The organism is Streptomyces sp. NPDC043854, assembly GCF_056436005.1.
The window spans coordinates 95,233-110,160 of the sequence record NZ_JBWKDK010000007.1 but is presented as its reverse complement, the minus strand read 5'-3'; the positions used below and the strand labels follow the sequence as shown (position 1 = coordinate 110,160).

At 74.5% G+C, this 14,928-nt stretch carries 9 protein-coding genes; 4 read left to right on the top strand and 5 right to left on the bottom strand.

The features are described 5' to 3' along the window. Nucleotides 1-2: 2 nt before the first annotated feature. Together AC068A_RS09470 and AC068A_RS09465 are read right to left on the bottom strand one after the other, a co-directional pair. The gene (locus tag AC068A_RS09470; RefSeq protein WP_478583031.1) at nucleotides 3-4,103 is read right to left on the bottom strand and encodes an AAA family ATPase; all 4,101 of its coding nucleotides are present in this window, start codon (nucleotides 4,101-4,103) and stop codon (nucleotides 3-5) included. Between the two features lie 77 nt (nucleotides 4,104-4,180). Next, complete coding sequence (locus AC068A_RS09465) at nucleotides 4,181-5,161, bottom strand: lipase family protein (RefSeq protein ID WP_478583028.1); 981 nt, start codon at nucleotides 5,159-5,161, stop codon at nucleotides 4,181-4,183. A 176-nt stretch (nucleotides 5,162-5,337) separates the two neighbouring features. Here AC068A_RS09465 and AC068A_RS09460 point away from each other — a divergent pair, with 176 nt between their 5' ends. Then, the gene (locus tag AC068A_RS09460) at nucleotides 5,338-6,141 is read left to right on the top strand and encodes a caspase family protein (RefSeq protein WP_478583025.1); all 804 of its coding nucleotides are present in this window, start codon (nucleotides 5,338-5,340) and stop codon (nucleotides 6,139-6,141) included. Between the two features lie 222 nt (nucleotides 6,142-6,363). Here the strand turns inward: AC068A_RS09460 and AC068A_RS09455 are convergent, their stop codons facing one another. From AC068A_RS09455 to AC068A_RS09445, 3 genes are all read right to left on the bottom strand, one after another. Beyond that, entirely contained in the window at nucleotides 6,364-9,135 is a 2,772-nt protein-coding gene (locus tag AC068A_RS09455) for a helix-turn-helix transcriptional regulator (RefSeq protein WP_478583022.1), read from the bottom strand. A 198-nt stretch (nucleotides 9,136-9,333) separates the two neighbouring features. After that, a complete protein-coding gene (locus AC068A_RS09450; RefSeq protein ID WP_478583280.1) occupies nucleotides 9,334-11,121 on the bottom strand; it encodes a S8 family peptidase in 1,788 nt (595 codons plus the stop codon). Between the two features lie 364 nt (nucleotides 11,122-11,485). Then, nucleotides 11,486-12,223 carry a DUF1838 family protein gene (locus AC068A_RS09445; protein ID WP_478583019.1) on the bottom strand — a complete coding sequence of 246 codons (738 nt, stop codon included), beginning with the start codon at nucleotides 12,221-12,223 and terminating at the stop codon, nucleotides 11,486-11,488. 114 nt (nucleotides 12,224-12,337) lie between these two features. On the opposite strand from AC068A_RS09445, the gene AC068A_RS09440 reads away from it, so the two are divergent. From AC068A_RS09440 to AC068A_RS09430, 3 genes are all read left to right on the top strand, one after another. Next, nucleotides 12,338-13,333, top strand: a complete 996-nt coding sequence (locus tag AC068A_RS09440) for a DUF1996 domain-containing protein (protein WP_478583016.1) — start codon at nucleotides 12,338-12,340, stop codon at nucleotides 13,331-13,333. Nucleotides 13,334-13,430: 97 nt separating this feature from the next. After that, nucleotides 13,431-14,027, top strand: coding sequence for a sigma-70 family RNA polymerase sigma factor (locus tag AC068A_RS09435; protein WP_478583013.1), 597 nt, complete (start codon nucleotides 13,431-13,433; stop codon nucleotides 14,025-14,027). Further along, on the top strand, nucleotides 14,024-14,767 hold the full coding sequence (locus tag AC068A_RS09430; RefSeq protein WP_478583010.1) for an anti-sigma factor: 744 nt from the start codon (nucleotides 14,024-14,026) through the stop codon (nucleotides 14,765-14,767). Before AC068A_RS09435 ends, AC068A_RS09430 begins: the two co-directional genes overlap by 4 nt. Nucleotides 14,768-14,928 lie beyond the last annotated feature (161 nt).

Here is a 14,928-nt window from a genome sequence, read left to right as displayed (position 1 = left end):
GCTCAGGCCGCTCGTGGGCCGTTCCTTTCCGCTGAGGTCGGCGGGCGGTCGGGCGGCCCCGGGGCCGCCGGCACGGGGGCCGCCGACGAGGGGTCTTCGCCTTCTTCGGACTCGTCTCCTCCTTCGGGCTCGCCGCCGGGCGCGGTGCCGGAGCCCATCGCGGCCGCCACGCCGGAGACGAGTTCACCGCTGGGGTCCCGCAGCACGAGCAGGCGCCGGGCGAGCTCGTCGAGGTAGCCGCGCTTGCGGGCCTCACGCAGGTCCCCGGCCGTGCTCGCGTGCTCGGCGGCCACGGGGTCGGTCGCGTCCCGCAGGATCTCCCTCAGGGCCGGGCCCAGCTCGGGCTGCCGGGCGACGGCCTTGTTGATCCCTTCGGCAAGCGCGTCCAGAACGCTGTCGTCGGCCTCCGGCAGGCCCACGACCTGGAGGGTGTGGTCCAGGGCCGCCGGATCCTGCCCGGACACCCGGGCGGCGACGGTCCGGGCCAGGACCGGCTGTTCGGCCAAGGCCTCGTCGGGCAGCCGCCGCAGGTGCAGGGCGAGCCTGTCGTCGATCTCCGCGGTGCGGTCGGGGGAAGGCGCGACCCTGGCCCGGTCGAGCATGGCGCCCATCGCCTCGAAGTCCCGGCCGAGTGCGGTCGCGATGGCCTCCGCCTCCGCGAAGTCGTGTTCGGCCTCCCGCGGGTCGCCGTCCTCCTCGGCGAGACGCCCGGACAGCAGCAGCAGTTCGAGCTGGGCATCGGCGTCGCGGGCCTCCTCCGCGAGGTCCGCGGCGTCCTCGGCCACGGCCCTGGCCTCCTTGAGCCGCCCGCTGCGCTCCAGGGTGGTGACGAGCAGCGGGTACAGGGGGCTGCCCGGGGTCCAGGGGCGGCGCTCCGCGAGCCTGGCCGCGGCCTGCTCGGTCAGGCCCTGCTTGAGCAGGTCGTCGACTTCCTGGGCGGTGATCCGCTCCCAGTCCTCCGGGTCGGCGTCGCGCAGCACCCCGTCGGGGGTGTGGCCGCCGAGGTGCCCGCTCAGGAACGCGGCCGACCGGGGAGCCATGTCCTGGATCGCGTTGCCGAGGTGGCGTTCGACGCCGCGCTCCCAGCGCTCGTCCACGGCGCGCGGGTTCTCGCCCAGGCGCAGCCGGTGGTATATCTCCTCGGCGCGCGCCGCCGGCCCCTCGCGGGCCGCGTAGTATTCCACGGCGCGCTGCGAGACGCTGCGCATGAGGCCGGTGCGTGCGGTGTCCGACAGCCGCAGCATGATGGAGCGCAGGTCGGAGCGGTGCCGCAGGGCGCCGGGGCCGGCCGGTTCCATCAGGTCGAGCCGGGCCAGCCCGCCGAACAGGCGGCGCGCCTCCTCGGCGGAGTCCACCGTCAGCCCGCAGGGCCCGGCGAGGACCTCCCGGACCAGCTCGGGGGTGATCGTCCGCAGGGCCAGGCCCGCCTGCGCGAGGGCGCGTACGTCCGGCTTGGCGATGCGCTTCAGGATGCGGCCGTACAGGGCACCCTGGACGATCATCCGGTCGACGTTGCGGTAGAAGCCCCGGCGCCGGGCGGGCAGGTTGTCCAGGTCCCCCAGGCTGTCCATCAGCTCGCCCAGCGAGCCGGTCTGCTGCTCCGCCACGGCCGCGTGCGCCGCCAGTTTCAGGCTGAGCGGGTGTCCGCCGACCCGCTCGGCCAGCCTGCGGGCCACCTCCGGGTTCCCGACGCCGACGGACGTCAGCAGTTCCACCGCCGCGTCCGGTTCGAGCTCGCCGAGGGCGATGACGCGCGGTTCGGCGGCCTGCGCCGGGTGGTTGACCGGGGCCCGGCCCGCGACGATCCAGCGCAGCCGCGGGTACGCCTCTTGAAGGGCCGCCCACATGGCCCACAGCCGGCCGAGGACCGGGTTCGCCCGGTACTGGGCCGCCTCGAAGGAGTCGACGGCGATCACCAGCGGCGGGCCGGCGGTGCCGGGCGGGATGCCCACGGCCTGCCGCACCAGGTCCGCGCCCTTGCGGACCAGGGCGGTCTCGCGTTCCCGCGCCAGCGTGTTGAACCGTTCGGCCGATGCGCGCCCTGCTCCCGAGCGGGTGGTGGACAGCTTGTACAGCTCGTCGACGGTGTTCTGCTCCTCCCGCTGGGTGCGGGCCGTCTCCTCGCACTCGCCGGCCAGCGCGTCGAACGCGGCGCGGTGGTCGGGGTATTGGATGCCGAGCTGCCGGGCCGCCTCCGCGATCAGGGTGACGGGCTCGTGGACCGAGAGGGTGGGCCGTTCGAAGTCGACGTAGGCGAAGGGGAAGCCGCCCGGGACGGCGTCGCGGATGTCCAGGAGGAACGTGGCGAGCAGGGTGCTCTTGCCGATGCCGGCGAGCCCGTGGATCAGCAGCGGAGGCTGTTCGACCGGGCCGCCCGTGTCGTCGAGTGCGTATGCCCGCAGCTCCTCCAACTCGGCGGCCCGGCCGCAGAAGGGGTCCCGCACGAGGTGGCGGAGCGGCTGGAGCAGACGGGCCCGTTCCAGCCGCCGCTGCACCTGCTCCGGGTCCGGGAGGCCGGTCGTCCCCGGGATCTGCGACAGCCACAGGACGGCCTGGAGGGTGTCGGCGAGCACGTCGGCGTCCTCGGCGGCATCGTCCGCGCCCTGGACCGGCGGACTGCCGCAGAGGTGGGCGAGGGCGATCCGTTCCGGGCCGGGCCCCTCGGGGACCAGGTCCAGGTTGGCCTCCAGGGCGCGGCGGGCCGCGTCGGGGCCCGCGAGGCCCCGCAGCGCCGCCTCGCGGACCTCCTCTTTCAGGGCCCAGCGGGGGGCGGGGCGCAGGGCCAGCACCGTGCAGTCCTGGACGAGCTCCAGCCGTGCCCCGCCGGTGGGTTCGGCCTCGCCCGGCAGCCGCAGCTTCGCCGGGTCGAAGCCGGTGAGCAGGCAGGCCGCCTCGCGGTAGGCGCGGCCGGTGGTGTCCGGGACGGGCGCGGGCGGCTGCGGTCCGGTCCCGGCGAGCAGTTGCTCGTGCAGCCGGGCGGCGAAGTCCTCGCCGGGGGGCAGCGAGCGGTGGGTCCGGACGGCCGTCTCGGCCGCCTCGCACAGTCTGCGCATGTAGCTGCCCTCGCCCGGCGCCCGTGCGGCGTCCAGGACCGCCGTGGCGGCCGTCTCGACCAGGGCGGTGAGCTCGTCCCCGTCGTCCGTGGCCGGCGGGTCCGCGAAGAACTGCCGGAAGAACGCCTCGACATCGTCGGGGCCGGCGGTGCGGGCCGTGTCCCGGCACACGTTCTTGCGGACGTCGTGCGGCAGCTGGGGCATGGTCGGCCCGTAGCCGAGCAGCACCAGGCGGGGCACGGTCTCGTCCGGCCCGGGGGCGGAGTCGAAGATGGCCAGGGCCAGTCGGCCGATGCAGTCCCAGACGTCGGAGTTGGCGTCGAGGCGGTCGCAGTCGTCGAGGACGAACCACAGCCGCTCCGGCACCGTCGTGGCGCGGGCGACGACCTCGTGGACGGCGTCGTCCAGCCAGGACTGTGGATCGTTCAACTGTGCCGTGTTCAACGGCGATACCGGATCGCGCCGGTCCAGGACGAACCCGGCCAGCCGCCGGACCACCTGCGCGGCGGTCGAGGTCTGCGACAGGGTGATGCGCACCGGGCGGAAGCCGCAGTGCTGGCCCAGGTACCGGATGAAGTTGTACGTGTACGAGCGGCCGCTGTCCGGTTCCCCGTCGACGGCCAGCACGGTCATGTCGGGGTCGGCGAGGAACTCCCTGAGCCGCTCGCGCAGGTCCGCGCGGTCGACGAACACCTCGGCGCCGCTTCGGAGCACCCCGGCGAGGAAGGGGTCCTGGTCCGAGACGTGGACCCGCCGGTCCTCCTCCAGCCGGGCCAGGAACTCCCCCGCCTTCTCGATGTCCGGCAGGGGCACCAGTTCGGGCAGGGTGACCAGGACACCGAGCAGGAACACCTGCGAGTCGATGGTTCTGCGCGACGCGCGGACGAGGTTCTCCGCGTTCACCTGGGCCCGCTGGGTCAGGTCCAGGGAGCCCACGAACCTCGGGGAGAACCCGCACCCGGTCAGCCGGTTGTGGGGGTCCGGGGTGTCGAGGAGGTGGTCCCGCACCCAGTCGGTGACCAGGATCCATTCCGTATCCCTGAGCGGCATACCGCACCTACCCGGCCGCCCGCACGGGGCAGCACACGGATCGACTGGTGATACCTGTCATGGTTTCATCCTGTTTGTTACGTCGCAAGGCCGCCGAACAGGGCGCGGACGGGCTCCCGGACCGGTCCGGTCGCGAGGTATTCGCGGGCCCCGTGGTGGTTGCTGCTGGTGTTGAGGACCAGGTGGTCCGAGACGAGGTGCACCGGGGCGTACTCGGGGCGCAGGGTGTGGTCCAGCGCCACCACGTCCCGCAGGTCCGAGGCGTTGCACCACAGGGCGACCCCGTCGGGGACCGAGGGCGGCCCGGCCAGCGCGTCCTGGATCTCGGTGACCGCGAGCGGCGAGCCGATGGTCACGAACAGGTCGACGCTGCGCGGTTCCTCGGCCAGGACCTCGTAGGCGGCGATGCTGCCGAGGCTGTGGCCCACGACGACCAGCGGTCCGCCGGCGCCGGCGCCTTCCCGGGCCTCGTCGAGGGCCTGGCGGACCACGTCGCGGATGGCCGGTCCGGCGCCGCCGAAGAAGTAGGCGTGGACGTCCTTGAAGGTGTGTTTGACCAGCAGCCGGAACAGCGCCGTGCGGGCGAACGCGGGCAGCGGGAGGGCTTCCGGCCCGCCGACCGCACCGCCGGCCGCGCCTGCGGGCCGGCCCCCGTCCTGGGCGAGCGCCTCGGCGAGGTAGCCCATGTGCCGCAGCCAGCCGGCCAGGGGCTCGTCCGCCCCGGCCGCGGCTCCCGCCGCGGGGGTGCCTTCGGCGGGCCCGGCGCGCTCCGCCGTGTCGGCGCGGGCCTCGGCGAGGGTCCGCGCCACGAACTCCTCGGTCGCCTCCACGGCCGGTGCGACCGACTCCTCGGTCTCCTCGACCGGTACCGCACCGCCGTCGAGGGGGTCGGCCCGGCCGTCGGGCAGCGGAACCGGATGGAGCAGCGGTGCCCAGTGGGCCATGCGCGAGGCACTGCCCATGCCGACGCCGAAGAGCGCCTTGTCCCACTGGGACTTGAGCACCTCTTCGCGCGGCTTGTTCCCGTTGCCGTGGACGTAGACGATGCGGGGTTCCATTGCGCCTCCCGCGCCGGAGCACGGATGCCGGTCACCGCCAGTATTGGCCGGTCAACGGGAGCCCGCCAGTTGGTCCCGGCCCGATCGGGGGTCGCTGCGCGCCCCCGGGTTCGGCCGCCCTCCCGCCGCGGAACCCATCCCCGCGGTATCCCCATCCCCGCCCCGAGGAGGACCCCATGCCCGCAGGCGTGTCCATCCACATCGGACTCAACCAGGTCGACCCCGCCAAGTACAACGGCTGGGACGGACAGCTCATGGCGTGCGAGAACGACGCCCGCGACATGGCGGCGCTGGCCCGCACCGCCGGATTCCGGGACAAGGTCCTGCTCACCGAACAGGGCACCGTCGGCAACATCACCGCCGAGCTGCGCAAGGCCGCCGAGAAGCTCGAGGACGGCGACATCCTGCTGTTCACCTACTCCGGCCACGGCGGCCAGATGCCCGACACCGGGGGCGACGAACCGGACGAGCTCGACGAGACCCTGGTGTTCTACGACCGCGAGTTCCTCGACGACGAGCTGAAGCGCGAGTTCCGCCGCTTCTCCTCCGGGGTCCGCATCTTCGCCCTGCTCGACTGCTGCCACAGCGGCACCGCCACGGAAGTCCCGGGCTCCGGCGACGGGAACGGCGGGGCGGCACCCCGGGTGATGCCCGTGCTGCGCCAGCAGCAGGTGTTCGAGCAGAACAAGGAGTTCTACCAGAGCCTCCAGCGCGAGCTGAGGCACGAGGGCAACGGCGCGGCACACGGCAGCGTGCTCATCTCCGCCTGCCAGGACGACCAGGTCGCGATGGACGGCAGCGCGAACGGCGCGTTCACCGGGGCCCTGCTGCGCGTGTGGGACCAAGGCGCCTTCAACGGCGCCTACCAGGACTTCCACCGCAGCATCAAGGACCGGCTGCCGCGTTCGCAGGTACCGAACTTCCACACGACGGGCAGCCCGTCGGCCGAGTTCCTCGCCGAGCGGCCCTTCACCGTCTGAACCGGGGAACAGCGAGAGGCGCGCAGCAGGAGCAGGAACCGCCGGGTGACCTTCCGGGCAGCCCGTCGTTGAACACGGCGGTCAAGCGAAGTGCACCCGCGAAGTCCCGGGCCCCCGCGGGGGTCCGGGACTTCGTGCGTCCCGGTCCTCTCCGGCACCTCCTCCGCCGACAGCCGACCACCGCCGCGGCCGCGGCCGCGGACCCCGCCGGCGCCGGCCGGCTCAGCGGCACCGCAGGGCGGTCGCCAACTGGGCCCGGGAGCGGACCTCCAGCTTCTGGTAGATCCGCGTCAGCCGGGACTCGACGGTCTTGACGCTGACGAACAGCTTGGCGGCCGCCTCCTGGTTGCTGGCCCCCTCGGCCACCAGCAGCGCCAGCCGGGCCTCCGCCTCGGTCAGCGCGGCCAGCGCCACCGCCGGGCCCGCCTCCGCGGGCACCGGCTCCCGCCCCTCGCCGGCCAGTTCCGCCCACGGCTTCGCCCCGGCCCGCGCGAACACCTCGGCCGCCGTGCGGAGCGCAGTGCGGGCGGAGGCCCGGCGCCGGCGCCGCCGCTCCACCCGGGCCAGGGCGAGCAGCGTACGGCCCCGCTCCACGGGCAGCCCGAGCGCATCGAAGCGGGCGGCGGTGTCCCGCAGGAGGTCCACCGCCGCGCCGGCGTCGCCGTGCGCGGACAGGACCAGCCCGCGGGCCCGGTCGAGGGCGGCGAGCACCGGGGCGCGGCCGAGGGCGGCGGCGACCGCCCGGACCTCGTCGATCAGCTCCGCGGCCTCATCGGGCGCGTCGGCGGCGACGAGGGCCTCGGCCAGTTCCCCGTGCCAGCGCAGGACGGAGGGGTCCACGACCTGCTGGGCGGCCTCCAGTTCAGCGACCCGGCGCAGGGTGGCGACGGCCTTCGCGGCCTCCCCCGTCGCCAGCTCGACCAGGCCGAGCGCGTACAGGCTGCGCGAGAGGAACACCTGGTCGCGCTCCTCCTCCGAGGCCTGGATGCCGCGGCGGGCGTACGCGGCGGCGCGGGCGAAGCCGCCGCCCAGGGCCTCGGCCATGGCGGCGACGTACCAGGCGGGGCCGGGCGAGAGGCCCGCCTCGATGGTGAGTTCCAGGGCGCGGCGGGCGTGCGCGGAGGCGACCCGGCAGCGGCCGCTGCGCTGTTCGGCCTCGGTGAGGCTGCGCAGCACCTCGAAGACGTCCTCGGCGGAACCGGTGCGCTGGACGGCGGGCAGCAGGACGAGGAGCTGGCGGCGGGCGTCGTCGAGCCGGTCGTCGAAGAGGGCGTGGCGGACGGCCAGGTACTGCGGTGCGTTGCGCATGCCGAGGGGTACCTCGGGAGCGGGCAGGGCGAGGGCTTCGGCGAGGATGTCCTCGGCGTCCGGGTCGCCGAGGATGCGGCCCATGCGGGCCCGGACGGTGAGGGCCATGGCCTCGGCGGTCGTGTCGCCGCCCAGGGCGGCGAGCCGGCCGGCCTCGGCGGCGGCGTCGCGGGAGCGTACGGGGTCGCCGTCGCTGAGGTTGTGCTTCCAGGCGATGCGGAGCTGGACGGCGGCCTGCAGGGCGGGGTCGCCGTCGGCCTCGTCCATGGCGTGGGCGAAGGTCTCGTCGAGGGTGCCCAGTGCCTGGCCGGCGGCGTCGATGACGGCCAGGCGGGAGCGGACCCGGTCGGAGGGGGAGGCGTCCCGGGCGAGTACGGCCCGGGTGGCGCGGCGGGCGAGGTCGGCGCGGCCGGCCCAGCCGGCGTCCTCGGCGGCGGCGACCAGGCGGGCCAGTTCGTCCCCGGGCCGGTCGGTGGGCGTCCGCTCGGCGGCGAGCAGGCCGAGCTCGGCGGCGAGGGCGCGCTGGCCGCGGCGCCGGCAGGCGGCCGCGGCCCGGGTGATCTCGGCGGCGAGCCACTCGTCGGGGGCGTCGACGGCCAGTGCCCGGTGGCGTACGGCCTGGACGGGGTCGTCGACGGCGGCGGCGAGCGCGGCGTGTCCGGCGGCGCGCTCGGGCCAGCCGGCGTCGGCGGCGAGGGCCATGGGCAGGGCGCCCGCGGTGAAGGCGACCGCGCCGTCCTCCCCGACGGTGACGAGCGCGGCCCGTTCGGCCTCGGCGAGCTCGGCCTCGGCGTCGGGCCGGCCGGCGCGGCGCAGCAGGGCGGTGGTGGGGCGGGCGGCGAGGGCGGCGAGCAGCAGGGTGCGGCGGGCCTCGGCGGGTGCCTCGGCGAGGAGCCGGCGGGCGACCTCGCGGGCCTGGCCGGACAGGGGCAGGGTGTCGGCGTGGTGGGCGCTGCCGTCGCGGTTCCCGGCGGCTTCGGCGAGGGAGCGGCCGAGGGCGAGGGCGAGGCGGGGGTTGCCGCCGCTGGCCTGGTGGACGCGGCCGGCGATGCGGGCGGGCAGGCCGCGGCCGACGAGGAGTTCGGCGACCTCGTCGGCGCCGAGCGGGGGGATGCGTATCGCGGGGGTGCCGGGGCCGCACAGGGGCTCGGCGACCGGGGTGCCGCCCTGGACGCACTCGGCGACCAGGACCCGGACCTCGGGCGGGGTCAGGCGCAGGGCGAAGCGGAGCAGGTCGGTGCTCTCCGTGTCGAGCCACTGGGCGTTGTCGAGGACGAGGAGGACGGGGCTGCGCCCGGCGAGGGTGCGGAGCACCTCGACGACGGCGAGGCGCAGGGCGACGTGGTCGCGGCCGGCGCGCGGGGTGTCGGTCTCGCGGCGCAGGAGGGCGATGGCGGTGCGCTGGGGTCCGGAGAGCCGTGCCAGGGCGGCGCAGGGGACGGAGGCGAGGAGGGCTGCGGCGGAGGCCTCGGGGATCCACCGGTCGGCGGCTTCGGGGGCGAGGGTGAGCACGGTCTCGAGGCGGGCCTCGGCGGCGGCCGCGACGGCGCCGGCCAGCTCGGTCTTGCCCGCGCCGGCGGGTCCGGTGATCAGGGCGCGCCCGTGCACGGTCAGGGCGTGTTCGACCGCCTTGACCAGTTCACCGTGTCCGACCGTCGTGTCGGCCCGCCCCGTCGGAGCCACCACGTACCGCCACCCGCCCTTCACTCCCCTGTGGCTTTCCTGTGAGAGGCGAGAATACGAGGTCGGGTGCCGTGTGGACACGGATTGTGACGCAGAATTCAGTCGGGCGGAACAAAAGCACCGCGGAGCTGCCGCACCGTTGGGTTCGGCAGCTCCGCAGGGTTTCACCATCCGGACTTATCGGTCCGGACCGGCCGTCTCTCAGAACACGAGGTTCCAGGAGTCGATGTAGCCGGTGTCGCCGGCGGCGTTGTCGTTGACCCGGAGCTTCCAGGTGCCGTTCGCGACCTCGGAGGAGGCGTTGACGGTGTACTGCTGGTTGATGTTGGCGGTGCTGCCGCCGGCCCGGTTGTGCAGGGTGTAGACGGAGCCGTCCGGCGCGACCAGGTCGACCTTCAGGTCACCGATGTAGCTGTGCTTGATGTCGACGCCCACCTTGAGGGTGGCCGGGGCGTTGCCGGTCACACCGCTGACGGTGATCGGGCTCTCCACGGTCGCGTTGTCGCTGATCGTGTAGTTGATGGTGTTCTCGAGGGCCGGGGTGGTCGGCGTCGAGGTCACGGCGTTGACGGTGGCGGCGGCGTCGGCGAGGCCGCTGCCGCAGCCGCCGGTGCAGGTGCCGGCCAGCGGGCGGGCGTTGGCCTTGATGGCCGTCTCGACCTGCGCCGGGGTCAGCGAGGGCTTGGCGGAGACCATGAGCGCGGCGAGGCCCGCGACGTGCGGGGCGGCCATGCTGGTGCCCTGGTAGGGCTCGTAGTTCTCACTGCCCGGGGTGGTGGCGCCCGTGTTCAGCGTGGAGAGGATGCCGTTCTCGGGGGTGGTGATGGTGCCCGGCGTGTCGGTGGCGCGGCGGGTCTCACCGCCCGGGGCGGCGATGTCGACCTTCGCTCCGTAGTTGGAGTAGAAGGAGCGGTCGCCGGTGCGGTTGCTGGCGGCCACGGTGATGACGTTGTTGCAGCTGGCGGGCGAGAAGCCGGCGGCGTCCGCGTTGCTGTTGCCGGCGGCCACGACGACGGTGGTGCCGCGGGCGACGGCCGCGTTGATCGCGTTCTGGTAGCTGGTGGTGCAGGCGCCGGAGCCGCCGAGGCTCATGTTGATGACCTTGGCCGGGGTGGCGTTGGCCGGGATGCCCGCGACGGTGCCGCCGGAGGCCCAGGTGATGGCGTCGACGATGTCCGAGGTGGCGCCGCCGCACTTGCCGAGGACGCGGATGGGCTGGATCTTCGCGTTGTACGCGACGCCCGCGACACCCTTGGAGTTGTTCGTGGCCGCGGCGATGGTGCCCGCGACGTGGGTGCCGTGCCAGGAGGAGTCGCTGGCCTTGGAGCCGGTGCCGCACTCGCCGGCGGCGCTCCAGTCGCCCTGGTCGGCCGGGTTGCTGTCGCGGCCGTTGCCGTCGCGGGCGGCGGTGGAGCTGCTGATGAAGTCGTAGCCGGCGACGACGTTCGCGGCGAGGTCGGAGTGGGCGACGTAGCCGGTGTCGATCACGGCGACGGTGACGCCGGAGCCGGTGGTCTTGTCCCAGGCCGCAGGAACGTTCATGCCGGCGGTGGGCTCGAAGAGGTCCCACTGCTTGGCGTAGTCGGTGTCGTTCGGGAGGGCCATCGCGTAGGCGCGGCTGTCCGGCTCGACGTAGGCGACGTCCGGGTCGCTGCGGAACTGGGCCATCAGGTCGGCCGCGTCCTTCGGGGCGGTGGCCCCGCCGAGGCTGACGAGGGCGGCGCCGGTACCGAGGCGGCGGTCGAACGTGGCCGTCTTGCCGGCCTTCTTGCCCTTGGCGGCGGCGTCGTCCGCGGCGGCCTTGTTGGAACTGGCCTCGGAGGCGGTCGACTTGTAGCCGACGATCAGGTTCTCCACCGGCGCGCCGGCCGGGGCGGCGGGCGCGCCGGGGGCCGGGAGAGCAGCGGCGGCGGACGGGGCCGGCGCGGGCTCCGCGCCGGGCAGGGCCACGGAGGCGGTGGCGGAGCCGGCAAGCATGGTGACGGACATCGCCACCACGGATATCAGCCTGCGTCGCGTTGAGTGCACGGTGTTCCCTTTCGCGGGCCGTTTCCGGGCAGGCCGGAGCGGCCGGTCGGGCTGTGTGGGAGGTGGTTCGGCGACTACGGGGGCCGGGGCGGGCTGGTCACTTCCGCTCCGGCCACCGCTGCTCGCCGCGTTGCTCCGGCCGCATCGGCGGGGCGGGGGCAACGGCGGTGCGGGCGATCGACCCTGCCGCACGGCTTCGCACCATGTGGGGTTGGGGCGGGGGCCTTTCGGGGGGAAGATCGCCGGTGGGCAGACAGTAGGCAACGCGGGGATGAACGCGATACGGGGAAAACCCTTGTCCACCCCCTGTAGACCCGTGCGTACCCTAGTGCACGGGGTGCAGCCTGCGGAAATGGGTCCAGCTGGTCTCGTTCGGCGCGGACCATTCCTCCGGGGCCCGGGCGTACTCGGGGTGGTGGTCCGCGATGTACGCACGGGTCCGCTCCGGGACTTCGGCGTAGCCGGCGAGCTTGCGCCCCCGGCAGTGGAAGGCCAGCCCGCCCGGCCGCTGCCCCTGTTCCATCCAGGGCAGCCAGGGGGACATGCGCATCCAGGACATGGTGCACGGCACGCTGGGGGCGTCGGTGGTGAGCACCGCCTCGGGGGCGAAGAACTGGAAGAGCTCCAGGGCCCGGTAGGTGTCGCCGGAGGAGTGGCGCGGGTAGTCGGCGACGGGCAGCGGCGAGGGGTAGGCGAGCGGGATCTCCAGGCTGAAGCAGACCTGGTCGCCGAGCCGGGTGAGCGGGATCGGGAACGGGCGCAGCCGGAGGTTCGCCGGGTCGTTCCAGACGTGGACGACCTGCTTCCCCTCCCACTTGTCCAGAATGTCGCGAGTGTCGGGATCGAGGTAGAACGCGGCTTCCCTGGAGAGGAGTTGGTACCCGCCCGCCTCCTCGTCCGCCACGAGCCGGGAGGCATTGAGGCCCTCGAAGCCGAACAGGCGCCGGTAGGGCTCGTCCGGGGCCCAGGAGTGGACGTCCCCGGACCAGTGGAAGACCACCTCGGCGCCGTCGAGGGAGGCGCGGGTGCGGGCGAAGGCGTGCAGAAGCTCATCCGGTGTCATCCGCGTACTGTGCGGGGCGGTCCGCGGCCCGGGCAAGAGGGCACGGCGCCGACGGGCGGCCGGCATGCGGATGCCAGGTTGACGCTGCGGCAGGCAGCGGCAACCGTGGCCCGCATGGGGAAAAGCAAAGAGCGGAGCCTGCTCACCCTGCTGGTCTGCCTGGTGCTGGGCGTCGGGCTGCTCGCGGCCGTACTGGGGGCGTCACATCTCGGCGGCCCGCGGCAGGCGGCCGCGGACGGCGCGGGCGACTTCGTGGACCTGCGGGAGGTGCCGCCCGGGCCCGCCGAGCCGCCTCCGGCCGGGCCGGACGCCTCGACGGGCACGGTCACGGTGGACTGCGGCCGCAACGAGGAGCGCCACTTCAACGAGGACAACCTGGTCGTCTCCCCGGGGCTGCGCTCGGGCGCGCACCACACCCACGCGTACGTGGGGAACCTGTCCACGGACGCGCAGTCGACCGACGCCTCGCTCGCCGCCGCCGCGACCAGCTGCCGCGGCGGCGACCGGTCCACGTACTACTGGCCGGTCCTGCGCCGCCCGGACCGGACGGGCACCCGCCCGCACGAGCGGTCGGCCGGCCACGGCAACACGGGCGGGATCCTGCCGGAGGCCTCGGTGTCCGTGGAGTTCCACGGGAACCCGGCGGGCAAGGTCGTGCCGATGCCGCGCTTCCTGCGCGCGGTGACCGGCGACGCCGTGGCCGGTACCGCGCGCAGCGACGCCGACGTCCGGGCCCGGTGGGGGTGTTCCGGCCTGCCCGACCGGTCCACCACCCGCTACCCGCGCTGCTCCGGCGGCGACCTGGTCACGCGCACCCTCGTCTTTCCCAGCTGCTGGAACGGGCTCGACGGGGACAGTCCGAACCACCGCTCGCACCTGGTCTTCCCCGCCGCGAACGGCGTGTGCCCCAAGGACACCTTCCCCGTTCCGCAGCTGCGCGTCCGCCTGGCGTACGACGTGCCGCCCGGGGCGCCCCTCGCCGTCGACTCCTTCCCCGAGCAGAGGCACAGCCCGCGCACGGACCACGCCATGTTCGTCAACGCGATGACGGACGGGCAGATGGCCGCGGTCGTGGACTGCCTCAACGAGGGCCGCGCCTGCCGCACGTGAGGGTCCGCCGGCTGTGGCGCAGCTCACATGAACCGCTTCCCGTCGCCCCGCGTGTTCTGACCGCACGGCTCGGCGAGGAAGACGGAGAGAAGGTGCGATGGCCGGACCACTGTGGCCCCGTACGCGGCGGGGCTCGACCGACGAGGCCTTGATCAGGTCGGTCTACGAGGAGCACGGCCACGCCCTGCTGGCGTACGCCACCCGGCTGACCGGGGACCGGGCGACCGCCGAGGACGTCGTCCAGGAGACCCTCATCCGGGCCTGGCGGCATTCGGAGGCGCTGGTCAACGGGAAGGGCTCGGTGCGCGGCTGGCTGCTGACGGTCGCCCGCAACATCATCACCGACCGCTACCGGGCCAAGGCCGCCCGCCCGCAGGAGGTCTCCGGCGAGGCCGCCGCTCCCCCGGTCGAGGTGGACCACGCCGACTCGGTCGTGGACACCATGACCGTGCTCGGGGCGCTCGACCAGCTGTCCCCGGAACACCGGGACGTGCTGAAGGAGTTGTACTACCGGCAGCTCAGCGTGGCCGAGGCGGCCGACAGCCTCGGCATCCCGGCCGGTACGGTCAAATCACGCTCGCACTACGCGCTCAAGGCCTTGCGCGAGGTGTTCAGGCAAAACGGCGCCAAGGAGGGCAATCGAATGGGCAGGCCGCCCCAGCAGCCCGCCGGACTGCGGGAGGTGGTGGCATGAACCGGCAGCAACACGAGCACGAGGTGGAACTCCTCGGCCCGTACGTTCTCGGCGTCCTGGACGAGGAGGACGGCCGCCGGGTCGAGGCGCACGTGAGCGGCTGCGTGCGCTGCCGGGAGGAGGTGGCCGCATTGCGTGAGATGGAAGCGGCACTGGGCGAGGTGCCTCCGGAGGCGTTCCTCGACGGACCGCCGCAGGGCGGCGATCTGATGCTCCAGCGCACGCTGCGGCAGGTGCGGGGGGAGGCGGCCGCCGACCGGCGCCGCCGACTGGGCCTGGCCGGCCTGGCCGCGGCGGCCTCGCTGGCCGCGGTGTTCTGGGCCGGGGCCCAGCTGGGCGACGGTGACGGCCGGACCGTCGCCCAGCCGCCCGCGCCGGGCCCGGGGGTCACGGCGGCGCCCTCCCCGCCGCCGGCCGGGACCAGGGTGGCCTCCGCGACCGATGCGGGCACCGGGGCGCGGATGACCGTACGGGTCACCCCTGCCGCGAAGTGGGTCCGGGTGCACGCGGCCGTGACGGGGGTGCCGCCGGGCGAGCGGTGCCGGCTGGTCGTGGTGTCGCGGGACGGCAAGCGGAGCACGGCCGGCAGCTGGGTCGTGGGCAGCCAGGCGGGCGGCGAGGCGAAGGGCGCTGCGCTGGACGGTTCGGCGTGGGTGGATCCCGCGGACGTCCGCGAGGTCCTGGTCGAGAACGAGTCGGGCAGGACGTTCGTCTCGGTGCCGGTGCCTGCGGCCGCCTGACGCGGCGTTGCCCTCTTTCGGGGGAGCCCGGTCCGCCCGACGGCGGCCGGACTCCCCCGCATGCGTTTGCGGGGGGCGCGTGGAGTGCGGCTGCGGGTGCGTCGTGGCTGAGCGCGCAGTTCCCCGCGGACCGGACCGATCATCACATTGCGGTCCATGAC